Source organism: Galactobacter valiniphilus, assembly GCF_003575975.1.
In the GTDB taxonomy this organism is placed as follows: Bacteria; Actinomycetota; Actinomycetes; order Actinomycetales; family Micrococcaceae; genus Galactobacter; species Galactobacter valiniphilus.
Genome location: NZ_QQXK01000025.1, coordinates 22741 through 44294 on the forward strand (window position 1 = coordinate 22741; position 21554 = coordinate 44294).

Here is a 21554-nt window from a genome sequence, read left to right on the forward strand (position 1 = left end):
AGCACCCATCTGAGGGAACAACGCCACAGGATGGCGCAGGCCGTGCAACAGGCCCAGCTGAGCCGGCGCGGAGTGCTCTCCGGCGCCGCCAGCCTGGCCATGCTCGGCCTGCTCTCCGCCTGCGGCACCAAGGGCATGGGCGGCGCCAAGCCCAGCCCGGCCGCCGATCGCTCGGCCGAGGAGGCCCTGGTGCGCTGGTCCAATTGGACCCTCTACCTCGACCTGGACGACGACGGCCGCACCCACCCCACGCTCGACGCCTTCCAGAAGGCTAGCGGCCTGAAGGCCACCTACACCGAGGACATCGACTCCAACGACACCTGGTACGGCAAGGTGCAGGGCCAGCTCTCGCGCGGCCAGGACATCGGCGCCGACATCATCACGCCGAGCGACTGGATGTGCGAGCGCCTGATCCGCCAGGGCTACGTGCAGAAGCTCGACCACGCGAACATGCCGAACGTCGTTGCCAACATGCTTCCCAAGCTCAAGGACATCCGCTGGGACCAGGGCCGCTACCGCTCCGTCACGTGGCAGACCGGCTTCACGGGGATCGTGTGGAACAAGAAGGCCTTCCCGCAGGGCCTGCGCAACGTCTCCGATCTCTGGGACCCGCGCTTGAAGGGGCGCGTCACGGTCCTCGACGAGATGCGCGACACCATGCCCATGCTGCTCCTGGACCAGGGGATCGACATCGCCGGCGACTGGACCCAGACGGACTTCGAGAACTCCATCGACGTCCTGGACAAGAACATCCGCAACGGCAAGATCCGCCAGGTGAAGGGCAACTCCTACAAGGAGGACCTCATCTCCGGCGACGTGGTCGCGGCCATGGCCTACTCCGGGGACATCACCCAGCTGAACTTCGAGAACGGCGACCAGTGGGAGTTCGCGCTCCCCGAGCGCAAGGGCCTGATCTGGCCCGACAACATGATGGTCCCGGTCGGCTCGCCGCATAAGGCCAACGCCGAGAAGCTCATGGACTTCTACTACGACCCCGAGGTCGCGGCCGAGGTCGCCGCGTACGTGAACTACGTCTGCCCCGTCCTGGGCGCCGACGAGGCCATGAAGGAGATCGACGAGGAGCTCGTCGAGGATCCCCTCATCTTCCCCACGGAGGAGTACCTGGCGCAGACCACTACCGAGCGCCAGCTCACCCTCGAGGAAGAAACCCTGTTCCAGAACCTGTTCCAGGAAGTGATTGGAAGCTGACATGAGCACCACCGCCACCCATGAGTCCAGCCCCAAGGTCAACGCCGGTTCCGGCGCCGACCTCGTCCTCACCGGCATCTCCAAGCACTTTGCCGACTTCACCGCCGTCCAGGAACTTGACCTCGTCATCCCCTCCGGCACCTTCATCGCCCTGCTCGGCCCCTCCGGCTGCGGCAAGACGACCACCCTGCGCATGATCGCGGGACTGGAGGCCCCGACGTCGGGCACCATCAGCATCGGCGGCGAGGACGTGACCCGCCTGCCGAGCCATAAGCGCCCCGTCAACACGGTGTTCCAGTCCTACGCGCTCTTCCCCCACATGAGCATCCTCGAGAACGTCGCCTTCGGCCTGAAGCAGCGCAAGGACAAGGACGCCATGGCCAAGGCCAAGGCGGGCCTGGAGATGGTGGAGCTGGCCCACCTTGCAAACCGCAAGCCGGCCCAGCTCTCCGGCGGCCAGCAGCAGCGCGTGGCCCTGGCCCGCGCCCTCGTCAACCGCCCGCGCGTCCTGCTGCTCGACGAGCCGCTCGGCGCCCTGGACATGAAGCTGCGCAGGCAGATGCAGGTGGAGCTCAAGAAGATCCAGATGGACGTGGGCCTGACCTTCATCCACGTGACCCACGACCAGGAGGAGGCCATGACCATGGCCGACGTCGTGGCGGTCATGAATCAGGGCCGGATCGAGCAGATGGGCTCGCCCCGCGAGCTCTACGAGCTCCCGCGCACCGCGTTTGTTGCCAACTTCCTTGGCAAGTCCAACCTCATGGAGGGCACGGTGGTGGCCGACGCCGGACCCGCCATCGTGGTCGACGTCGCCGGCCAGCGCCTCGAGTTGCTCAAGGAGCGCGCCGTCACCACGGAGGGCAAGATCGTGGTGGGCGTGCGCCCCGAGAAGATGCGCATCGCCGAGCTGGACCGCACCGACTTCCAGCACGCCGGCAATCAGCTGGTCGGCACCGTCACCGACGCCTCCTTCACGGGCGTGAGCACGGAGTACCTCGTGGACGTGCCCGGCGTGGGCGTGGTGGGCACCTTCACCCAGAACCTGGGCCAGGACCCGGCCCGCCCGGGTGACCAGGTCCGCATGTCCTGGGAGCCGGAGTACACCTTCGGCCTCGGCGCCAACGAGGACCTCGAGGCCGGGGTGCAGGCGTCATGAGCGCCCCCGCCGACCTGAAGCGGGCCGCCAAGCGGGCGGACCTGCGCAGCCCGGAGGAGATCCGGGCCGAGAAGAAGAAGGGGCGGATGGGCGCCTGGCTCATCCTGCCCGGCATGCTCTACATGGCGCTGTTCTTCGCGGCGCCCGTGGTGGTGCTGCTGAGCATGTCCCTCTTCGTGAAGCCGGAGGGTGCCGACCTCGGCGAGTTTGTGCCCGGCTGGAACTTCGGCACCTACGCCGAGGTGTGGAGCCGCTACTGGCCAGTGCTGCTGCGCTCCTTTGTGTTTGCGCTCATCGCGACCATCGCGGCGCTCATCATCGCCTTCCCCATGGCCTACCTCGTGGCGGTACGCCTGCGGGGCAAGCCGCTGCTTAAGGGCATCCTCCTGGTCCTGCTCATCGCCCCCTTCTTCTCCTCCTTCGTCCTGCGCACGCAGGCGTGGAAGCAGATCCTGGCGGACGAGGGCTGGATTGTGCAGACGCTCAAGGCCGTGGCGATCCTGCCGGCGGATGGCAGCCTCACGGCCACGCCGTTTGCGGTCATCTGCGGCCTGACCTACAACTTCCTGCCGTTCATGATGCTGCCGATCTACGCGAGCCTCGAGCGCCTGGACACCCGGCTGCTGGAGGCCTCCGGCGACCTCTACGCCTCCCCGGCGCAGACGTTCATGAAGGTCACGCTCCCGCAGTCCATGCCCGGCGTCTTTGCTGGCACGCTGCTCACGTTCATCCCTGCGGCGGGCGACTACGTCAACGCCGCGATCCTCGGCAACAACCGCGACACGAGCATGATCGGCCAGGTCATCGACTCCCGCTTCTTCAAGGTGATCGACTACCCGGGCGCCGCGGCCCTGAGCTTCATCCTCATGGTCTGCATCCTCATCCTCGTGCTCATCTACATCCGGCGCTTCGGCACCAAGGACCTGTTCTAGGAAGGAGTCACCCATGTACAACACCAAACTTGGCAAGTGGTTCATCCCCGTCGTGGGCGGGCTCGCCTTCGTGTACCTCCTGGTGCCGATCGTCTACATCTTCGTCTTCTCGTTCAACGACGGCGGCAAGTCGAACCTGCAGTGGAAGTCTTTCACGCTTGATAACTGGAAGAACCCCTGCGGCGCGCCCGGCGCCTGCGAGTCGCTCGTCAACTCGCTCTCCGTGGGAGCCGTGGCCACGCTCATCGCGACGGCCCTCGGCACCGCGGTGGCGATCGGCCTGGTGCGCTACAAGTTCCGCTTCCGCTCCACGGCCGATCTGCTGATCATCCTGCCGCTTGCCACCCCCGAGGTGGTGCTGGGCGCCTCGCTCCTGGCGCAGTTCCTCAACCTCGGCTGGGACCTTGGCTACTGGACGGTGATCATCGCGCACGTGATGTTCTGCATGTCCTTCGTCATCGTCACGGTCCGTGCCCGCGTGGCCGGCCTCGACGACCGGCTCGAGGAGGCGGCCGCCGACCTCTACGCCGGGCCCGTTCAGCGCTTCTGGAAGATCACCTTCCCCATGCTGATCCCGGGCATCGTGGCGGCGGCGTTGCTCTCCTTCGCCATGAGCTTCGACGACTTCATCATCACGAACTTCAACTCGGGCACGTTCTCCACGTTCCCCAAGTTCGTGTACGTCGCAGCCGCCCGCGGCATCCCGGCGCAGGCGAACGTGATCGGCTCGGCGATGTTCATCATCGCCCTGCTCATCGTGATCATCGGACAGGTGGTCTCGTACCGCCGCAAGAAGGTGCTGGCCGCCCGCGGCTAGCCCCCATCCCGCACTTTTCGTTCCATCCCGCCCCTTTGGTGCGGGATCGGACGAAAAAGGCGGGAGCAGACAGGTGCCCGACGCCGGGTGGTTCCCATTCGGCGTCGGGCACCTTCGCGTCTGGGCGCCTTGCGCGCCCCGCCCCAGCCCTGCCCCGCCCCAGCACTGCCCCCCGAGCCCGGCACGCAGGCCGCGCCCGCCCCACCCACGAAATCGGAGTGCCACATGTCGTGTTTTTGGCCCAAAACACGACATGTGGCACTCCGATCTTGGGAGGGGAGGGGTGCGCAGAAGGTGAGGCGAGGGCCGCGCAGGAGGGGAGGGCCGCGCAGAAGGGTGCGGGGCAGGGTGCCGCAGGCGTTCAGGCGGCCCGCTGGCGCACGTGGGAGGATGGGAGCATGACTGAACCGCGCTGGCTGAACGCCGAGGAACGCCGCGCCTGGCTCGCAGTGCTGGCCCTGACCACGCGCCTGCCGGCGCAGCTGGACTCCGTGCTGCAGCGCGCCGCCAAGATCACGCTCTTCGACTACCACGTGCTCGCGATGCTCTCGGAGTCCGAGGGCGAGGTGCTGCCCATGTCGCGCCTGGCAGAGCGCACCAACTCCTCGCTCTCGCGCCTGAGCCACGTGGTGAAGAAGCTGCAGGAGCGCGGCTGGGTCAAGCGCGCCTCGAGCGCCGAGGACGCGCGCGTCACCGTGGTGAAGCTGCTCCCGCCGGGGCGCGAGCTCCTGGAACGTGTGGCCCCGGAGCACGTCGAGTCGGTCCGCCAGGAGCTCTTCGACGGGCTCGACGAGCAGGACGCCGCGGACCTGGCCCGGATTGGGCGCAAGATCGTGGCGCACGCCGAGCCGACGCACTGGATCTTCCAAGACGAGGCCTGAGGCCCGCCCGGCGGCCCCGCCGGCGCGTTCACGGTGATGCGAAGCACCCCGCTCGTTTTGTGTTAACGCCCCCCTCTGCCGTAGTGTTAACCCCGCGTTCCGCGCGCACTCTTTTGCGATGCCTGGCATCACGGGGAGGCATCGCGCGGCCCGTATACACGGAAGAAATGACGCCGACCGGGTAGGGAAAAGTGCCCAACCGGTGTCAGGACACCGCTGATGAAGCGTTCGAGGGCTTCGGCTGGTTCTCACCCAGCCTGGTGCCTCCATGTGGCTGAAACACGGTGCGCCCAACTGGGTAGCGGGACTCGTAGGGGACGCTCGGTGTGCCGCGAGGCGCGCTAGAAACTCCCCCCGCGGGAACCGCAGCACACAAGACACACACTGGAGGAGTGATCATGGCAGCACGTTGCCAGGTGACCGGTGCCGTGCCCGGATTCGGACACAGCATCTCGCACTCGCACCGTCGCAATAAGCGTCGGTTCGACCCGAACATTCAGAAGAAGCGGTACTTCGTGCCGTCCCTCGGCCGCAACGTCACGCTGACGCTGTCGGTCAAGGGCATCAAGACCATCGACGCCCGCGGCATTGACGCCGTGGTTGCCGAGCTGCAGGCGAAGGGTGTGAAGCTCTGATATGGCAAAGTCCCAGGACGTTCGTCCCATCATCAAGCTGAAGTCGACCGCTGGCACGGGCTACACCTACGTGACCCGTAAGAACCGTCGCAACAACCCCGACCGCATCGTGCTGAAGAAGTACGACCCGGTCGTTCGCAAGCACGTCGAATTCCGAGAGGAGCGCTGAGATGGCCAAGAAGTCCAAGATCGCCAAGAACGAGCAGCGCAAGGTTCTGGTCGAGCGCTACGCCGAGCGTCGCCTCGAGCTGAAGAAGACGCTCATCGATCCCAACGCCACGGACGAGGCCCGCGAGGCCGCCCGTCTGGGCCTGCAGAAGCTGCCCCGCGACGCCTCCCCGGTGCGCGTTCGCAACCGCGACGCCATCGACGGCCGCCCGCGTGGCACCTTCCAGAAGTTCGGCATCTCCCGCATCCGCCTGCGCAACATGGCGCACAACGGCGAGCTGCCGGGCATCACCAAGTCCTCTTGGTGAGCCTGTCGGCCTCGTGCCGATGAGCTGAACGCTTCAAAGAGCCCGTCCCACCTCGGTGGGGCGGGCTCTTTGCTTTGCCCGGCGGCGCGGGGCCGGGATGGGCGGGGAAGGGGCAGTTCGGCGCGGGGTGCACGACGGCGCGTCCTCGCCTTCGCGACGCGGGCGCGCCTCAGGCGCGGCGGAACCAGCCGCGACGCCGCGCGCGGGAGCCGGGGACGGCGTCGTCGGGCGCTGGAAGGGACGCAGCGGCCCGGGCGGCGCGCCGGGCGCGCCAGGCGTTCAACTCCGCCTCCACGTCCCGCAGGGGCGTGATGACCGGCGGCCCGCCGAGCAACTGGCGCCGTGCCTCGACGATGCGCCGGTTGAACGTCTCCAGCTCGGCGCGGACGGCCTGCTCCGAGTGCAGCGCGTCCAGGGTCTCCTCGAGCCGGGCGTCGGCCACGCGCAGGAGCAGCGCCTCCGGGCCGAGGCCCTCGGTCGCGTGGACCTCCTCGCGGCGCATGAGTGACTTGGTCCACCAATCGGGGTCGGTGGACGCGACGAGGTCGGGGAGCGGCTTGCCGGCGTAGGCGAGGTGCTCGAACGCGCCGTCGGCGATGGCCCGGTCCACGGCGGTGCGGGCCACGGCGTCCAGCGTGGCCGAGAGTCGCGCCGCCTCGGAGCCCGGGCGGCGCGGGAGGAGCGGGTCCTCGTGGGCCGCTGCGTCGTCCGCGGAGCTCTCGGGGGAGTCCTCCGTGCCTCCGCGCAGGAGCGATGAACCGCCGTCGAAGGTGCGCCCGGCGAGGGCCGCGAGCTCCTCGACGTCCAGCCCGTCCCGGTATCTCGCCGCGCGCAGGCGCGGGTCCTCCGCACCCTGACGGGCGCCGCCTGGCCGCTCGTCATGGGCCCATTCTTCCACTGGGGTGTGGGGTGGAACACGGCCCGAGGAGTGACTGATGTGACTGGAGTGACGCAAGTAGCCTCGAGCCGTAAAAATCCCTGGAAAACACGCCAATCCGGACCTGACAGGGCCGCAGATGCTGTTAGTTTCATTCGGAACGCCCCGGCCAATCGGGGTAAACCAGCGTCCCGCAAGGGCCGCAGGAACCCACGTCCAGGAGGACAGATCGTGTCTATGAACCGCAGCGAGCTCGTCGCCGAGGTTGCCAACAAGTCCGGCGCCAACAAGACCGTCGTGAACGACGTGCTGGATGCCCTCTTCGCCACCTTCACCGAGCAGGTCGCCAAGGGTGAGAAGGTTTCCGTCCCCGGCTGGCTCGCCGTTGAGCGCACCGACCGCGCCGCCCGCACGGGCCGCAACCCGCAGACCGGCGAGACCATCCAGATCCCGGCCGGCCACTCTGTGAAGCTGACCGCCGGCTCCAAGCTGAAGGCCGCCGTCGCCAAGAAGTGAGTCGAGGCCGGGCTCGCACCGGCTTCAGGCCCCTCACACCCTCGGGTGTGAGGGGCCTCTTCTGTGCCTGGCGCCGTGTGAGGCACCCGACCCGCGGCCAGCCCGCGAGTTCTACACGCCGTAGACTTGGAGCCGCGTGCCCGCGGGTTGCTGGCGCGCGGAGGAGAGAGACATGGCGAACATCGCCGAGAAGGACCGCCCGCGCGTTGCGCTGTGGCTGGCCCTGCCCGCCCTGCCGATCGCGCTCATCGTGACGGTGCTCGGCCTCTGGATGGCCGGCTCGGTCGCGGCCTCCGCCCTGGGTGACCCGGGCGCGTTCACGCGCTGGGGCCTGCCGATCGCGCGGCTCATCCACGACGGCGCCATGACGCTCACCATCGGCACCCTGATCTTTGCCACGGCGATCCTGCCGCGCAGCACCAAGCCGCACCGCGCCGGCCCCGGGGAGACGAGCACCGACGGTGGGGAGCCGCAGCCGGCGTTCCTACGCACCGTGAACGTCGCGGCGGGCGCCGCGGCCGTCTGGACGCTCGCCGCCGCCGCCGTGGCCGTCCTCTCCTACTCCGACGCCGCGGGCCTGCCGCTGAGCACCGACTCGGCCTTCACCTCCGGCTTCGGCGACTTCCTCGTGAACATCGCCATGGGCCGCGCGTGGGCCGCCGCCACCATCCTGGCCGCGCTGACCACCACCCTTGCTTTTGCGCTGCGCTCACCGGCGGGCCTGGCCTGCGCCACGGTCTGCGCCATGAGCGTCATCATCCCCATGGCCTTGATCGGCCACGCCTCCGGCGGCGACGACCACTGGGGCGCCGTCAACGGCATCGGCCTGCACCTGGCCGGCGTGGCGATGTGGGCCGGCGGCATCGGCGCGCTGGCCGTGGTGGCCGGGCTGCTGGGCCACCGCACGCCGCAGGTCACGGGCAAGTCGGGCAACGTCATGGGAGCCGACGTGCTCTCGCGCTTCTCCGCGCTCGCGACCGCGGCGCTCTTCCTGGTGGTCGGCTCCGGCGTGGTCTCCGCGCTCATCCGCGTGAACCACCTGGACCAGCTGGGATCGCCGTACGGCATCCTGCTGCTCCTGAAGCTCTTCCTCTCCGTGATCCTGGCGTTCCTTGGCTTGGCCCACCGCCGCAGCGTCATCCCGCGCCTGCGCGCCGGCGACCTCTCGGCCCGCCGCGCCGCGTGGTCGGTGATCGGCGTCGAGGTCGCCATCATGTCCGCGGTCATGGGCCTGGCCACGGTGCTGGGCCGCACGGCCCCGCCCGTCCCCGAGGAACAGCCGGCCGAGATGACCCCGGCCCGCCGACTCACGGGCTACGAGCTGCCGCCCGAGCTGCACCTGCCCGAGTGGATCACCGTGTGGCGTTTCGACTGGCTCTGGGTCGCCGTCATCGTCTTCCTCGCCGTGGCCTACACGCGCTGGTTCGTGCGCGTGCGCCGCCGCGGCGACTCCTGGAGCGTGTGGCGCCTCCTGAGCTTCTACGTGGGGCTCATCGCGCTCTTCTACATCACCTCCGGCGCCCCGGCGGTCTACGGCATGGTGCTCTTCTCGATGCACATGGTGGACCACATGGCCCTGACCATGGTGGCGCCGTTCTTCCTCGTGGTCGGCTCGCCGATCGCCCTGGCGCTGAAGGCCATGGGCTCGCGCAACGACGGCACGCGCGGCCCGCGCGAGTGGACGCTCACGCTCATCCACTCCAAGTACGCGGCCCTCGTGACGAACCCGATCTTTGCCGCCGTGAACTTCGCCGGCTCGATCATCCTGTTCTACAACACGGACGTCTTCGGGCTCTCGCTGCGCTACCACGTGGGCCACGAGCTGATGATCGTGCACTTCCTGCTGACCGGCTACATCTTCGCCGTCAACATGATCGGCCTGGATCCGCTGCCGCGGCGCGCCACGTACCCCATGCGGCTTGTGATGCTCCTGGCGACCATGGTCTTCCACGCCTTCTACGCCACGAGCCTCATGGGCACCGAGGTGCTCATCCAGCCCGATTGGTTCGGCAACCTAGGCCGCCCGTGGGGCGACTCCGCGATCGCCGACCAGAAGGCGGGGGCCGGAGCCATGTGGGGCATCGGCGAGGTGCCGACCCTGCTCCTGGCGCTCGGCGTGGCCATCGGCTGGTCCCGGTCGGATGAGCGCGAGACCAAGCGCCGCGACCGCGAGGCCGACCGCTCCGGCGAGGCCGAGCTCAACGAGTACAACGACATGTTCGCCCGCCTCGCCGCGGCCGACGCCGAGCAGAAGCGCCGCACGGGCCGCAACTGACGCTCCCTCCCGCACTTTTCGTCGAGTCCCGCCCCATTGGTGCGGGACTCGACGAAAAGTGCGGGATTGAGCGCCCGACGGCGCGGGGGCGGCTTGGGTGCCGGCGGCGCCGCGTGGCGTCACGGAGGCGGGGCGGGAACAGACTCCCGCCTACGATGGTTTGCATCCACGTCAGCCGACAAGCGATTACGAGGTCCTTTCGTGTCCGAGAACACCACCACCCTGCGCTCCGCCGTCCGCGTGCGCGCCTCCGAACTGACCGGCCGCGGCTGGTTGAACACCGGGGACAAGTCCCTCGATCTGGAGTCGCTGCGCGGCAAGATCGTGCTTCTGGACTTCTGGACCTTCTGCTGCATCAACTGCCTCCACGTGCTGGACGAGCTGCGTCCCCTGGAGGAGGAGTACAAGGACGTCCTCGTGACGGTCGGCGTGCACTCGCCCAAGTTCGAGCACGAGGCAGATCCCGTGGCCCTGGCCCACGCCGTGGAGCGCTACGAGATCCACCACCCCGTGCTGGACGACCCGGAGCTTGAAACCTGGCAGGCCTACACGGCCCGTGCCTGGCCCACGCTCGTGGTGCTGGACCCCGAGGGCTACATCGTGGCCCACCTCTCCGGCGAGGGACACGTCGCCGGGTTGAAGTCGCTCGTGGCCGAGCTCGTCGCCGAGCACGAGGCCAAGGGCACCCTGCACCGCGGCGACGGCCCCTACGTGGCCCCGCCGGCCCGCGAGGGCGATCTGCGCTTCCCGGGCTCCGCCATCGCGCTGCCCGACGGCCGCTTCCTCGTCCTGGACACGGGCCACCACCGCCTCGTGGTGCTCGGCAACGACCTCACCACGGTGGAACAGGTCATCGGCGAGGGCACCAAGGGCTTCGCCGACGGCGCGGCCGAGGTGGCCCGCTTCGACGAGCCGCAGGGCGCCACCGTGCTGCCGGCCGAGCTCGCGGCCAAGGTGGGCTACGACGTGCTCGTCGCCGACACCGTCAACCACCGCCTGCGCGGCGTGAACCTCACCAGCGGCGAGGTCACCACCGTGGCCGGCAACGGTGTGCAGCGCCTCCTGGACGCCGAGAACGCCCGCGTTGCAGGCGCCTGGACCCGCACGCTCGGCTCGCCCGCCCTGGAGACGAGCCTCTCCAGCCCGTGGGACGTGGTCTACTCCGAGAAGGCCGGTCGCGCGTTCGTGGCCATGGCCGGCACGCACCAGATCTTCGGCTTCGACCCCGCGACGGGCGAGGTCACCCTGGAGGCCGGCAGCGGCATCGAGGGCCTGCTGGACGGCTCCGCCGCCGAGTCGATGTTCGCCCAGACCTCCGGCCTGGCGCTGGACGCCAACGGCGACGTCTGGCTCGCGGACTCCGAGACCTCCTCCCTGCGCGTGCTGCGCCTGGCGGAGGACGGCACCGTTGCCTCCGTGGAGACCGGCGTGGGCGTGGGACTCTACGACTTCGGTTTCCGCGACGGCGAGGCAGTCGACGCGCGCCTGCAGCATCCGCTCGGCGTGGCCGTGCTGCCCGACGGTTCGCTCGCCCTCGCCGACACCTACAACGGCGCCGTGCGTCGCTACGACCCCGCCACGAAGACCGTTGGCACGCTGGCCCGCGGCCTGGCCGAGCCCTCCGAGGTGCTCGTCGACGCGACCGTCGAGGGCGATCCCGTCCTGGTGGTCGTGGAGACCAACGGGCACCAGCTCGTGCGCATCCCGCTGCCCCACGAGGTGGCAGTGGTGGACGAGGGCGCCTCGCAGTCCCAGCGTCCCCGCACCTCCGTGGCGCCCGGCGCGCACGAGATCACCGTGCGCTTCTCCGCCCCCGCCGGCCAGAAGCTCGACGAGCGCTGGGGTGATCCCACGCAGCTGAAGATCTCCTCCTCCCCGGAGGAGCTGCTGCTCGAGGGCGCCGGCACCTCGCAGGGCCTCACCCGCACGCTGGTCCTCAACCCGGAGATCACCGAGGGCGTCCTGCACATCACGGCCCGCGCGGCCTCCTGCGACGGCGAGAAGGGCCAGCCGATCCCGGATCACGCGGCCTGCCACCTGTACCAGCAGGATTGGGGCATCCCGGTGCTGCAGGTCGAGGGCGGCGAGGACCGCCTCGACCTCGACCTCCGCGGCGTGAACTAAGCGCCCGCCGATATCCCGAGACGGCTCCCGTCCCACCCTGGTCCGCGTACTGACCAGTAGGGGCGGGAGTCGTCCCGTTTCCGCGCGGTTTTCGGACCACAACCCGGCCCCGCACCCGGGGTGAGGCTGCCCACGAAAGCCTTCCGCGCGCCGTCGTGCGGTGGCAGTATGGAGGCAACCTCCCAAACTTCCTGCACAAGGACGGCGATCGCCATGCTCACCCCGGTCACCCCACGAGAGACCGAGGAAGCGGCCACGGCGGCACACACGGGAGGGCGCCGATGAGCCGCATGTTCGCCTCGCTCTCGGAGCGCAACTACCGCGTCTGGTTCGCCGGCGGCCTCGTGTCCAACGTCGGCACGTGGATGCAGCGCATCGCGCAGGACTGGCTGGTCCTGACCCAGCTCACCGATCATTCCGGCACCGCCACGGGCATCGTCACCGGCCTGCAGTTCCTCCCGATCCTGCTGCTCTCCCCGTATGCGGGGCTCGTCGCCGACCGCATGTCCAAGCTCAAGATGCTCAAGATCACGCAGGCCGCCTCGGGCGTGCTCGCGCTGCTGCTGGGCATCCTGGTCCTCACGAACGTCGCCGAGCTCTGGCACGTGTACGTCATCGCCGGCCTGCTCGGCGTGGTCGCGGCCTTCGACGGGCCTCCGCGCCAGGCCCTCGTGAACGACCTCGTCCCGCACCGCCTCGTCCCCAATGCCGTCTCCCTCAACGCCACGAGCTTCAACGCAGCGCGCCTCGCGGGCCCCGGCATCGCCGGCATCCTCATTGCGCTCATCGGCACGGGCTGGCTCTTCCTGCTCAACGCCGCGAGCTACGTGGCCGTGATCATCGCGCTCTCGGCCATGAAGGAGAAGAGCTTCTACGGCTCGCAGCAGCGGGTGCCGCGTTCTAAGGGCCAGGTGCGCGCGGGCGTGCGCTATGTGCTCGGCAGCCCCACGCTCGTCATGATCTTCGTGGTCGCGTTTGTGGTGGGCACGTTTGGCCTGAACTTCCAGATCTACAACGCGGTCATGACCACCACGGTGTTCCACCAGGGCCCCGAGGCGTACGGCTTCGTCGGCACGATCATGGCGATCGGCACGCTGGGCGGCGCGCTCCTGGCCGCGCGCCGGCAGGGCTCGCGCATCAAATACGCCGTGGGCGGCGCGCTGCTCTTCGGCGTCTTCGCGATCGCCGCGGCGTACAGCCCGCAGTTCTGGCTCTTCGCGCTGCTCCTGATCCCCACGGGTCTCGCCTCCATCACCTTCCTCAACTCCGCCAACGTCACGGTGCAGATGAACGTGGAGCCCGCCTACCGCGGCCGCGTCATGGCGCTCTACATGATGGTCCTGCAGGGCGGCACGCCGATCGGCGCGCCCCTCATGGGCTGGGTCGCCGAGACCTTCGGCGCGCGGGCGTCCCTGGCGCTGGGCGGCGGGCTCTCGCTGCTCGCGGCGTTGTGGGCGATCTTCTACTGGTCCAGGCACCACCGCGGCGAGCTCGGCGGGCGCCTGCGCCTGTACCGGGCGCAGCTGCGCGAGCGCGTGCTCCTGCACCGGGGCGACGACGAGGACGGCGAGCCCGAGGCTCGCGCCGCCTGAGCCTCCCGCAGCGCCTTCTCACCGCCGTCGCGCCTTCTCACCGTCCGAGGGACGGTGCGCAAACGCCGGGTCGGTGCGCAGCGAGAGCACGCCCTGCACCACGGCGATCACGGCCACGAAGCCGCTGAAGAGCCCAAACGCCTTCCCGGAGTCACCGCGCAGCGCGTCCACCCCGACCCACACGTAGGTGAAGCCGAAGAGGTACACGGGCGCGTAGCGCGCCGGAGCGGTGGGGTCGCCGTGCTCGAGCACGAGCCCCAGCGTGGGTAGCACGAGCTGCGCCCCGCCCACCAAGAGATTCAGCGGCGCGCCGGATCGCCCGGTGCCGTGGCCAAGCAGGCCCAGCCCGTTGACGAGCAGGACGGCGCCGATCAGCAGCAGACCAACATCACCCACGCCGCGGCCCTCAGCGGCGCTTGCGGCGAGACGTGCCGAACATGCCGCGCACGATCTCGTTGCCGAGCGTCTGCAGCACGTTGACCGCCGCCTTGCCGAGCTGCTCGCCCAGGCCGCCGCCGCGCGGGGCGGGCGCCTTGGTGGGCGGCAGGCTCAGCGAGTCGTCGGCCTTCTTGCGCGAACGCGAGGACGAGGAGGACTTCGGCGCGGGAGCCGACGGCGCGGAGGGCGCCGGGGCGGCGGGCACAGGCAGGCCCAGGATCTCGGCCTCGATCCGGCGGGCCTCGGCGTCGATGTCGGCCTGGCTCTGGCCCGGCGCGGGCAGCGCGCCGCCCACGGAGCCGCCCGTGCTGGGGGCCGAACTGACCACGTCACCCGGCGCCGCGGCGTCGGGCGTTGAGGCCGGCGTGGCGGCGTTGAGCCGCTCAAAGGCGGACTCGCGGTCCGTTGCCGTGCCGTACTGCTGCAGCAGCGCGGAGGCGGCCACGGCGGCGTCGACCGCCGCCGCGTCCGACGCTCCCATGCGCGAGCGCGGGCTCCAGAGCTTGGTCCACGCGACGGGGCTCGGGGCGCCCTTCTCGTTCATGACGGTCACGACGGCCTCGCCCGTGCCCAGGGTCGTCAGCACCTCGTCGAGCTCGTAGTCGGAGATCGGGTAGGTGGAGACCGTGGCCTTGAGGGCCTTGGCATCCTCGGGCGTGAAGGCGCGCAGGGCGTGCTGCACGCGGTTGGCGAGCTGGCCCAGCACCTCGCCCGGCACGTCGGTGGGGTTCTGCGTCACGAAGAACAGGCCGATGCCCTTGGAGCGGATGAGGCGCACCGTGGTGGCGATCTGCTGCAGGAAGGCCTTGGAGGCGCCGTTGAAGAGCAGGTGCGCCTCGTCGAGGAAGAAGACGAGCTTGGGCTTGTCGGCGTCGCCCACCTCGGGGAGCTCGGCGAAGAGGTCGGCGAGCAGCCACATCATGAAGGTGGAGGTCAGGAGCGGCTTCTGCATGAGCGTGGGCAGCTCAAGGCACGTGATGACGCCGCGGCCGTCGGGTGCCTGGCGCAGCAGCTCGGCGGAGTCGAACTCGGGCAGGCCAAAGAACTGGTCGAGGCCCTGGGCCTCGAGGTTCACGAGCCCGCGCAGGATCACGCCGGCCGTGGCCGAGGAGAGACCGCCGAGCTCCTTGAGCTCCGGCTTGCCCTCGTCCGAGGTCAGGTGCGAGATGACGGCGCGCAGGTCCTTCAGGTCATCCAGCAGCAGGCCGCGCTGATCGGCGTAGTGGAAGATCAGCTGGAGGCTGGATTCCTGGGTCTCGTTGAGGTCCATGACGCGCGAGAGCAGCAGCGGCCCGAACGACGTCACGGTGGCGCGCACGGGCGCGCCCTTGCCGTCGCCGCCGAGGGCCAGGAACTCCACGGGGTAGTTCGCGGCGGCCCAGTCCATGCCGACGCTCTTGGTGCGCGCGAGCAGCTTCTCGCTGCCCTCGCCCGGCGTGATGAGGCCCGTGAGGTCGCCCTTGATGTCGGCGAGGAACACGGGGACGCCGGCCGCGCAGAGCTGCTCGGCCATGAGCTGGAGGGTGATGGTCTTGCCCGTGCCGGTCGCGCCGGCGACGAGCCCGTGGCGGTTCATCATGCCGAGCGGCAGCTTGACCTGCGCGTCGGCGTACGTGGTGCCGTCCACCACCGCGGCGCCGATGGTCAGGGCGGGGGCATCGATGGCGTAGCCGTCGCGGATCGTGGTGACCCGTTCCTCGGCGCTCTTCGTGGCACTCATGCGCCACAGTCTAGGGATAGAAGGTGACGCGGCCCACGCGACGCGGCCACGCGTCGTCGTGCGCCTCCCAGGCGACTCCACACGAATCCTTCAACTCCACGGAAATCCCCGCGTGGAACTGCAGGAATCGTGTGGAGCCAGCTCAGCCCAGGAGCGCCGCGACGAGGAACATGAGCGGGATGCCCAGCACCGTGGTGACGAGCACGGTGTCCTTTGCGACCGTGACGCCGGCGTCGTAGCGCGAGGCGTTGACGAAGATGTTCTGCGCCGTGGGCAGCGCGGCGAGGACAACGGCCGCGAAGAGGTGCTCACCCTCGAGCTGGAAGACCCACACGGCCAGGGCCAACGCAATGAGCGGGTGGACGACGAGCTTGAGCGCCGTCGCCGACCAGACGTCGGCGCGGCGGCCGGCGGCCTTGCGCAGCGGCGTGGAGCCGACCAGCGAAATGCCAAACGCCAGAAGCATCGCGGGGACCGAGGCCCCGGCCAGCAGGTTCAGCGGCGTCATGACGATCGCTGGCACCTCCCAGCGGGCCAGGGAGACCGCGAGGCCCAGCAGGGAACCGATGATCATGGGGTTCGTGACGATGCCCTTGAGCACGCCGAGGAAGCCGCCGCCCGTGCGCGCCGTGGCGGCGTCCATCATCGAGAGGTTCAGCGGCGTGAAGACGGCCAGCTGGAAGAGGATGACGGGCGCGGCGAGGGCCGGATCGCCCAGGACGTAGGTGGCGATCGGGAGGCCGAGGTTCGCGGAGTTCACGGTGGAGGCGGCCATGGCGCCGATGGTGCGCTCGGCGGGGGAGCGGCGCAGCCACCAGCGGGTGAGGAGCCAGTACAGGGCCAGCACGATGAACGCCGAGATGCCGGCGACCCAGAGCTGCGGGCCCAGCACGGCGTAGGGATCGGAGCCCGCAAGCGTCACGAAGAGCAGGGCGGGGGAGGCCACGTTGAACGTGAGCTTGTTCAGGACGGGGCGCGCGTTGGGGCCCAGAACTCCGCGGCGCCCCACGAGGTAGCCCACGCCGATGACCACCCAGATCGCGGCGAAGCCCTCGATCACCCCAAACATGCGTGACTCCTCGCGTGCGGTGCCGCCGGGTGGCCGGGCGCCGCGGCGTCCGGGCCGAAGCCCGAGGGCAAAACGAAGCCCCCTCCGGAGGAACCCGGAGAGGGCTTGAAGCTGGAGGGGCCGACGGGAATCGAACCCGCGTGTCCTGCTTGGGAAGCAGGCGCTCTACCATTGAGCTACGGCCCCAGTTGTCGACCCGGCTCACGCCGCTCCGACGTTGAACACCTTACCCCGTGCGGGGGGCGCCCCGTCCAATCGACCCACCGCCACGCCTGAGCATGACGGGCGGGCCGGCCGGATCAGTCGGCGAGCAGCCCGCGGATCGTGGCGACGTTCTCAGCGTCCAGGACCAGGCCGATGGGGTGGCCGGGGTTGATCGCGACGCCCAGGCCGGTGGCCTGCTTGAAGGCCTCGCCGCCCGTGATGGAGACGGCAAACGGCGCCGAATCGATGAACTGCTGGGCCACGCGGGCCGGGTGCGTGAAGATCGCCAGGACCGGCCTCTCGTCCGGGCCCTGCAGGATGAGCGGCTCCACGTTCTGGGAGGTCTCGGTGGGCTCCTGCGTCGTCAGGAAGAACAGCGAGGACATCACGATCTTGGAGAGGACGTCGCGGTTCTCCAGGCGGCCCTCGGAACCGTCGACGATGGCGCGCTCCACATCGTTGAACGGGGTGGGGGCGTCGTCCTCGGGCTGGGCGTTCGGGTTCTCGCTCATGCTGTCCTTCTGGAGTGGCTGGGGCGGCCCGATGTGGGCCGGTGCTTGCTCCCACGCTACCGCGCGCAGCGAGCGTCAGAGCACGACGGCGCCCGGTCGGGCCGGGCGGGCGGCCCCCCGTCGGGCGCGGGGCGGGGAGCGCCGGGCTCCGGGCGGGTGCCCGGCCGGCGCGAGCGTGGCAGGCTCGGGGTCAGTCGACCCCGTAGTACTCCTCCAGCGTCGCGGCCCCGGAGGCCACGAAGTCGGCGGCCAGGTCCTTGCCGAGGTAGCGCAGGTGCCAGGGCTCCCACATGTAGCCCGTGACGGATTCCTTGCCCTGCGGGAAGCGCACGATGAAGCCGTACTCGGTGGCGTGCTGCGCCATCCACTTGCCGGCGGCGGTGGAACCGAAGTCCTGATCCAGCTCGGGGTGGTCGGAGGAGGTCACGTCGGCGCCGAGCCCCGTCTGATGCTCCGAGTGCCCGGGGCGGGCCGACTTGCGATCGGCCTCGGCCTCGCCGTCCTCCGCCGCGTAGCGTTCGTGAAGCTGCTGCTGGTAGGCGGCGGAGCGGTAGCCGCTGCGCAGGGTCAGCTGGTGCCCGGCCTTGTCGGCGGCCTTGATGAGCTGGCGCAGGGCGGCGCCGGCGTCGGAGCGGATCTCCTCGCCGTTGACCTTGGTGAGGTCCTTGGGCACGTAGCTCGTGGGGTTCAGCGCCCGATCCTTGTTGACCAACACCCCGAACGACGCGGGATCGGTGGGGGCCGTGGGGGCCTTGGCCGGGCGCTGGGCCGGGCGCTGGGCCGGGCCGGGCAGAGGCGTCGAGGAGGCCGTGGGCGTCGTCGAGACCTCGGGCTTCGCGCCGTTCGGGAGCGGTGCGGGGGTGCTGACCACGGGGCCGGGCAGGGAGGCGCGCGCCTCGGCCCGATCGCGCATGCCAAACTTCAGCGCCACGAGGGCGACCGAGAGCATCGTCGCCACGATGCACACCACAATGACGAGTCGACCGAGCTCCGTGCGCCCCCAAACGGGGCGGGGGCGGGTCCGCAGAGGCACGGCGTGAGAACCTTCGTCAGGGGGATGGGGGCAAGTGGTCAGTGTAAACGGCCGGGCTGTGATTCGTATTCAGCCTCGGCGCGTGGGCGCTCGACGCCGCGTGGTTGGCTCGCGCTGGCTCCACACGGCCCCGCACGGCCCCGGGCCTCAGCGCCGCTTGACCTGCCCGTAGTAGTGCTCGAGCGTGGGGATCTTCCCCTTCTTCATGGCCGTGGAGATCTTCACGCCCACGTAGCGCAGGTGCCAGGGCTCGTAGGTGTAGCCGGCGACCTTCTCCTGGCCCTTGGGGTAGCGCACGATGTAGCCGTACTTCCACGCGTTCTTCGCGACCCAGCGCCCGGCCTTGGTGTTGCCCAAGCAGGCGCCCAAGCGGCAGGCGCCGCTGGCGGCGCCGACGTCCATGGTGAGGCCCGTCTGGTGTTCGGAATAGCCCGGGCGCGCCGAGATCCGCGCGGCGTACGTGGCGCCATAGGCCCGGGTGTAGCGGGCGAAGAGGCTCTTCTGCGTGGAGTAGGAGCGGTAGCCGGAGACCGTGACGAGCCGAGCGCCGGAGGCCTTGGCGTCCCTCATCATCTTCTTCAGCGCGGCGGCGGGCTCGGCCCGCAGGCGCTGGCCCTGCACCCGCACGTGGCCCTTGGGCACGTAGCTCTTGGGCTTGAGCGGGTGCGTCTTGTTCACGAGCACGCCGATGTTGCGCGGATCCCGCAGCGGCTTGGGCACGGCGGGCTTGGTCGTCACCGGCGCAGGTGCGGCTGCCGCCGCACCGACCGACGCGACCGGGCGCAGCGGCGCTGCCGCGGCGGGGGAGGCTGGCAGCGAGGTCAGCAGGAGGGCCGCCCCGGCGAGGGCGGCGGCGAGGGCGCTTCGGCGCGGATATGACATGGTTCCCCTGGGTGAGGTGGCAGCAAGCGCGGCGGGTGCGTACCGTTGCGAGCGTGCTTCTCTCCGACCGCGACATTCGTGCCAACCTGGACTCCGGCCGCATCGGCCTGGAGCCGTACGACCCGGCGATGATTCAGCCCTCGAGCGTTGACGTGCGTCTCGATCGCTTCTTCCGTCTGTTCGACAACCACAAGTATGCGCACATCGATCCGTCCACGGAACAGGCCGAGCTGACGCGACTCGTGGAGGTGGACCCGGAGGAGCCGTTCGTGCTGCACCCCGGCGAGTTCGTGCTGGGCGCCACCTACGAGCAGGTCACGCTGCCAGACGACGTCGCGGCGCGCCTGGAGGGCAAGAGCTCGCTGGGCCGCCTGGGCCTGCTGACGCACTCCACGGCGGGCTTCGTTGACCCGGGCTTCTCCGGCCACGTCACGCTGGAGCTCTCCAACATGGCGACCCTGCCGATCCTGCTCTGGCCCGGTTCCAAGATCGGCCAGCTCTGCTTCTTCCAGGTGTCCTCGCCGGCCGAGAACCCTTACGGCTCCGGCAACAACAAGAACCGCTACCAGGGCCAGCGCGGCCCCACGGCCTCGCGCAGCCACCTGAATTACCACCGCACGATCATCGAGCGCTGAGCCGGTTCACCAGAACGGCCCGATCGCTTCAGAACTGCCGCAAGGTTCGCGCAGTCTGGAAGCGATCGGGCCGTTGTGTGTTTCCGGTGCCCGACGGCGGGTGGCCGGCACCCGCGGGCGGCGTCGCCCCAGGAGGGGCGCGCCTCAGGCGCGCTACGCGCGCTCGGTGGCGGGCGCCGTCGTGCGTTCCCGCGTGAAGAGGAAGAACACCAGGCCGGCCGCGAGGACCACCATGATGCCGAGGATCCCGTAGCGCGTGGCCTGGCCGCCGTCCTCGCCGGCGGACGAGACGCCGGCGGCGATCGAGGTGAAGAGCGCGAAGAGGCTGGGCGCTAGGAAGCTGATGGCGCGGCCCGTGGTGGTGTAGAGGCCAAAGATCTCGCCGGCGTTTTCCGGGGTGGTGCGGCGCGCGAGCAGCGAGCGCGAGGCGGACTGGGCCGGGCCCACGAGCAGGCACAGGCCCAGGCCGAAGATCCAGAAGCCCGCCGAGCCCTGCGAGAAGAAGGCGCCGAAGCCCATGATCAGCAGGCCAACGAGGCACGCGAGGATCACGGTGCGCGGGCCCACGCGGTCATCCAGCCAGCCGCCCAGCAGGGCGCCGAGGGCGGCGATGACGTTGCCGGCGATCGCGAAGATGATGACCTGGCTCGCGCTCATCCCGAACACCGCGCCGGCGATGACCCCGCCGAAGGTGAAGATCGCGGCGAGGCCGTCGCGGTACACGGCCGAGGAGATGAGGAAGAAGAGCGTGGTGCGGTCGGTGCGCCAGAGGCGGCCGATGTGGGCGAAGAGCTCGCGGTAGGAGGCCAGCCAGGAGGTCTTCTCGGCACGCGCGGCGGGGACTTCGGGGACGGCGAAGAAGACGGGCAGGCAGAAGATGACGGTCCAGACCGCGCAGAAGAGGGCCACGAGACGCAGGTTGAGGCCGTCCTCGCTGCTGGCGCCCGGCCAGTCCACGATGGGCTCGATGAAGCCGAAGAGCACGATCGCGAGCGCCACGATGCCGCCGAGGTAGCCGAAGGCCCAGCCGAAGCCGGAGACGCGGCCCATCGTCTCCTTCGTGGAGATCTGGGGGAGCATCGCGAAGTAGTTCACGCTGGCCAGCTCGTTGCCCAGCGTCGCCACGCAGAGGAAGAGGATGCCCATCCAGAGGTAGGCGTGATCCGGGCGGACGAAGAAGCACGCGGCGGAGGCCACGACGATGACGCCAGTGTGCACGGCGAGCCAGAGCTTGCGGCGGCCGCCGGCGTCCGAACGTCGGCCCAGCACCGGGGCGATGAGCGCGATGACCACGCCGGTGATGGCCATGCCCGTGGCGAGGGCCGCCGTGTTGGCGTCCTTGTTCCCGAAGAGTGAGGAGGTCAGGTAGACCGTGAAGACGAAGGTCGTCATGACGGCGTTGACCGCCGCCGAACCCCAGTCCCACAGGGCCCACGCGAGGACGGGACGGGTCACCTTGAGCCGGGCGCGGGCCGGTGCGGGGCTAGTCATGGGTGCAGGGTATCCCGCAAAAGGTAACGCAGCTCCTACAGACGTGTAATCCACCTCGCATAGAATGGAGTTCCCCC

The 21554-nt window shown here is 69.8% G+C and carries 21 protein-coding genes and 1 tRNA gene; 13 read left to right on the forward strand and 9 right to left on the reverse strand.

What is annotated here, in order from left to right; translation table 11 throughout:
• Window positions 1–42: 42 nt before the first annotated feature.
• The 8 genes from DWB68_RS11955 to rpsN all read left to right on the forward strand — a co-directional run bounded on the left by DWB68_RS11955 (window position 43) and on the right by rpsN (window position 6109).
• Entirely contained in the window at window positions 43–1209 is a 1167-nt protein-coding gene (locus tag DWB68_RS11955) for an ABC transporter substrate-binding protein (RefSeq protein ID WP_233548787.1), read from the forward strand.
• A 1-nt stretch (window position 1210) separates the two neighbouring features.
• The gene (locus DWB68_RS11960; protein WP_119425356.1) at window positions 1211–2368 is read left to right on the forward strand and encodes an ABC transporter ATP-binding protein; all 1158 of its coding nucleotides are present in this window, start codon (window positions 1211–1213) and stop codon (window positions 2366–2368) included.
• Entirely contained in the window at window positions 2365–3300 is a 936-nt protein-coding gene (locus tag DWB68_RS11965; RefSeq protein ID WP_119425357.1) for an ABC transporter permease, read from the forward strand. The genes DWB68_RS11960 and DWB68_RS11965 overlap by 4 nt, the downstream gene beginning before the upstream one ends.
• 13 nt (window positions 3301–3313) lie before the next feature.
• Entirely contained in the window at window positions 3314–4117 is an 804-nt protein-coding gene (locus DWB68_RS11970) for an ABC transporter permease (protein WP_119425358.1), read from the forward strand.
• A 398-nt stretch (window positions 4118–4515) separates the two neighbouring features.
• The gene (locus DWB68_RS11975) at window positions 4516–4998 is read left to right on the forward strand and encodes a MarR family winged helix-turn-helix transcriptional regulator (protein ID WP_119425359.1); all 483 of its coding nucleotides are present in this window, start codon (window positions 4516–4518) and stop codon (window positions 4996–4998) included.
• A 398-nt stretch (window positions 4999–5396) separates the two neighbouring features.
• Window positions 5397–5633: a 50S ribosomal protein L28 gene (gene rpmB / locus DWB68_RS11980; protein WP_119425386.1), complete on the forward strand. Its 237-nt coding sequence runs from the start codon at window positions 5397–5399 to the stop codon at window positions 5631–5633.
• A gap of 1 nt (window position 5634) precedes the next feature.
• A complete protein-coding gene (gene rpmG / locus DWB68_RS11985; protein ID WP_119425360.1) occupies window positions 5635–5802 on the forward strand; it encodes a 50S ribosomal protein L33 in 168 nt (55 codons plus the stop codon).
• 1 nt (window position 5803) lies between these two features.
• On the forward strand, window positions 5804–6109 hold the full coding sequence (gene rpsN / locus DWB68_RS11990) for a 30S ribosomal protein S14 (protein WP_119425361.1): 306 nt from the start codon (window positions 5804–5806) through the stop codon (window positions 6107–6109).
• Between the two features lie 169 nt (window positions 6110–6278).
• Here the strand turns inward: rpsN and DWB68_RS11995 are convergent, their stop codons facing one another.
• The gene (locus DWB68_RS11995; protein WP_233548788.1) at window positions 6279–7007 is read right to left on the reverse strand and encodes a DnaJ family domain-containing protein; all 729 of its coding nucleotides are present in this window, start codon (window positions 7005–7007) and stop codon (window positions 6279–6281) included.
• Between the two features lie 210 nt (window positions 7008–7217).
• Here DWB68_RS11995 and DWB68_RS12000 point away from each other — a divergent pair, with 210 nt between their 5' ends.
• The 4 genes from DWB68_RS12000 to DWB68_RS12015 all read left to right on the forward strand — a co-directional run bounded on the left by DWB68_RS12000 (window position 7218) and on the right by DWB68_RS12015 (window position 13493).
• The gene (locus DWB68_RS12000) at window positions 7218–7502 is read left to right on the forward strand and encodes an HU family DNA-binding protein (protein WP_119425362.1); all 285 of its coding nucleotides are present in this window, start codon (window positions 7218–7220) and stop codon (window positions 7500–7502) included.
• A gap of 172 nt (window positions 7503–7674) precedes the next feature.
• Window positions 7675–9777 carry a cytochrome c oxidase assembly protein gene (locus DWB68_RS12005; protein ID WP_119425363.1) on the forward strand — a complete coding sequence of 701 codons (2103 nt, stop codon included), beginning with the start codon at window positions 7675–7677 and terminating at the stop codon, window positions 9775–9777.
• 201 nt (window positions 9778–9978) lie between these two features.
• Window positions 9979–11901, forward strand: a complete 1923-nt coding sequence (locus tag DWB68_RS12010; RefSeq protein ID WP_119425364.1) for an NHL domain-containing thioredoxin family protein — start codon at window positions 9979–9981, stop codon at window positions 11899–11901.
• 281 nt (window positions 11902–12182) lie between these two features.
• On the forward strand, window positions 12183–13493 hold the full coding sequence (locus tag DWB68_RS12015; RefSeq protein ID WP_233548789.1) for an MFS transporter: 1311 nt from the start codon (window positions 12183–12185) through the stop codon (window positions 13491–13493).
• Between the two features lie 18 nt (window positions 13494–13511).
• Here DWB68_RS12015 and DWB68_RS12020 read toward each other — a convergent pair whose 3' ends face one another.
• The 7 genes from DWB68_RS12020 to DWB68_RS12050 all read right to left on the reverse strand — a co-directional run bounded on the left by DWB68_RS12020 (window position 13512) and on the right by DWB68_RS12050 (window position 19351).
• A complete protein-coding gene (locus DWB68_RS12020; RefSeq protein WP_119425365.1) occupies window positions 13512–13889 on the reverse strand; it encodes an AmiS/UreI family transporter in 378 nt (125 codons plus the stop codon).
• Window positions 13890–13899: 10 nt separating this feature from the next.
• Window positions 13900–15651, reverse strand: coding sequence for a helicase HerA-like domain-containing protein (locus tag DWB68_RS12025; protein ID WP_119425366.1), 1752 nt, complete (start codon window positions 15649–15651; stop codon window positions 13900–13902).
• 142 nt (window positions 15652–15793) lie between these two features.
• Window positions 15794–16720, reverse strand: a complete 927-nt coding sequence (locus DWB68_RS12030; protein WP_119425367.1) for an AEC family transporter — start codon at window positions 16718–16720, stop codon at window positions 15794–15796.
• Window positions 16721–16832: 112 nt separating this feature from the next.
• A tRNA-Gly gene (locus tag DWB68_RS12035) sits at window positions 16833–16906 on the reverse strand.
• A gap of 113 nt (window positions 16907–17019) precedes the next feature.
• Window positions 17020–17436 (reverse strand): SseB family protein, encoded by a 417-nt coding sequence (locus tag DWB68_RS12040; protein ID WP_119425368.1) that lies wholly within the window; start codon window positions 17434–17436, stop codon window positions 17020–17022.
• Window positions 17437–17626: 190 nt separating this feature from the next.
• The gene (locus DWB68_RS12045) at window positions 17627–18469 is read right to left on the reverse strand and encodes a M15 family metallopeptidase (protein ID WP_147391672.1); all 843 of its coding nucleotides are present in this window, start codon (window positions 18467–18469) and stop codon (window positions 17627–17629) included.
• A 147-nt stretch (window positions 18470–18616) separates the two neighbouring features.
• A complete protein-coding gene (locus DWB68_RS12050; RefSeq protein WP_119425370.1) occupies window positions 18617–19351 on the reverse strand; it encodes a M15 family metallopeptidase in 735 nt (244 codons plus the stop codon).
• Between the two features lie 53 nt (window positions 19352–19404).
• Between DWB68_RS12050 and dcd the strand changes: the two genes are divergently transcribed.
• Window positions 19405–19986, forward strand: a complete 582-nt coding sequence (dcd, locus tag DWB68_RS12055) for a dCTP deaminase (RefSeq protein WP_119425371.1) — start codon at window positions 19405–19407, stop codon at window positions 19984–19986.
• A gap of 153 nt (window positions 19987–20139) precedes the next feature.
• Here the strand turns inward: dcd and DWB68_RS12060 are convergent, their stop codons facing one another.
• Window positions 20140–21477 (reverse strand): MFS transporter, encoded by a 1338-nt coding sequence (locus DWB68_RS12060; RefSeq protein ID WP_119425372.1) that lies wholly within the window; start codon window positions 21475–21477, stop codon window positions 20140–20142.
• Window positions 21478–21554: the final 77 nt, after the last annotated feature.

What these genes read in the sequence shown, in the direction of transcription:
- DWB68_RS11960 (WP_119425356.1), top strand. Translation starts at nt 1,211, where the DNA reads ATGAGCACCACCGCCACCCATGAGTCCAGCCCCAAGGTCAACGCCGGT.
- DWB68_RS11965 (WP_119425357.1), top strand. Translation starts at nt 2,365, where the DNA reads ATGAGCGCCCCCGCCGACCTGAAGCGGGCCGCCAAGCGGGCGGACCTG.
- DWB68_RS11970 (WP_119425358.1), top strand. Translation starts at nt 3,314, where the DNA reads ATGTACAACACCAAACTTGGCAAGTGGTTCATCCCCGTCGTGGGCGGG.
- DWB68_RS11975 (WP_119425359.1), top strand. Translation starts at nt 4,516, where the DNA reads ATGACTGAACCGCGCTGGCTGAACGCCGAGGAACGCCGCGCCTGGCTC.
- rpmB (WP_119425386.1), top strand. Translation starts at nt 5,397, where the DNA reads ATGGCAGCACGTTGCCAGGTGACCGGTGCCGTGCCCGGATTCGGACAC.
- rpmG (WP_119425360.1), top strand. Translation starts at nt 5,635, where the DNA reads ATGGCAAAGTCCCAGGACGTTCGTCCCATCATCAAGCTGAAGTCGACC.
- rpsN (WP_119425361.1), top strand. Translation starts at nt 5,804, where the DNA reads ATGGCCAAGAAGTCCAAGATCGCCAAGAACGAGCAGCGCAAGGTTCTG.
- DWB68_RS12005 (WP_119425363.1), top strand. Translation starts at nt 7,675, where the DNA reads ATGGCGAACATCGCCGAGAAGGACCGCCCGCGCGTTGCGCTGTGGCTG.
- DWB68_RS12015 (WP_233548789.1), top strand. Translation starts at nt 12,183, where the DNA reads ATGAGCCGCATGTTCGCCTCGCTCTCGGAGCGCAACTACCGCGTCTGG.
- DWB68_RS12025 (WP_119425366.1), bottom strand. Translation starts at nt 15,651, where the DNA reads ATGAGTGCCACGAAGAGCGCCGAGGAACGGGTCACCACGATCCGCGAC.
- DWB68_RS12030 (WP_119425367.1), bottom strand. Translation starts at nt 16,720, where the DNA reads ATGTTTGGGGTGATCGAGGGCTTCGCCGCGATCTGGGTGGTCATCGGC.
- DWB68_RS12040 (WP_119425368.1), bottom strand. Translation starts at nt 17,436, where the DNA reads ATGAGCGAGAACCCGAACGCCCAGCCCGAGGACGACGCCCCCACCCCG.
- DWB68_RS12050 (WP_119425370.1), bottom strand. Translation starts at nt 19,351, where the DNA reads ATGTCATATCCGCGCCGAAGCGCCCTCGCCGCCGCCCTCGCCGGGGCG.
- DWB68_RS12060 (WP_119425372.1), bottom strand. Translation starts at nt 21,477, where the DNA reads ATGACTAGCCCCGCACCGGCCCGCGCCCGGCTCAAGGTGACCCGTCCC.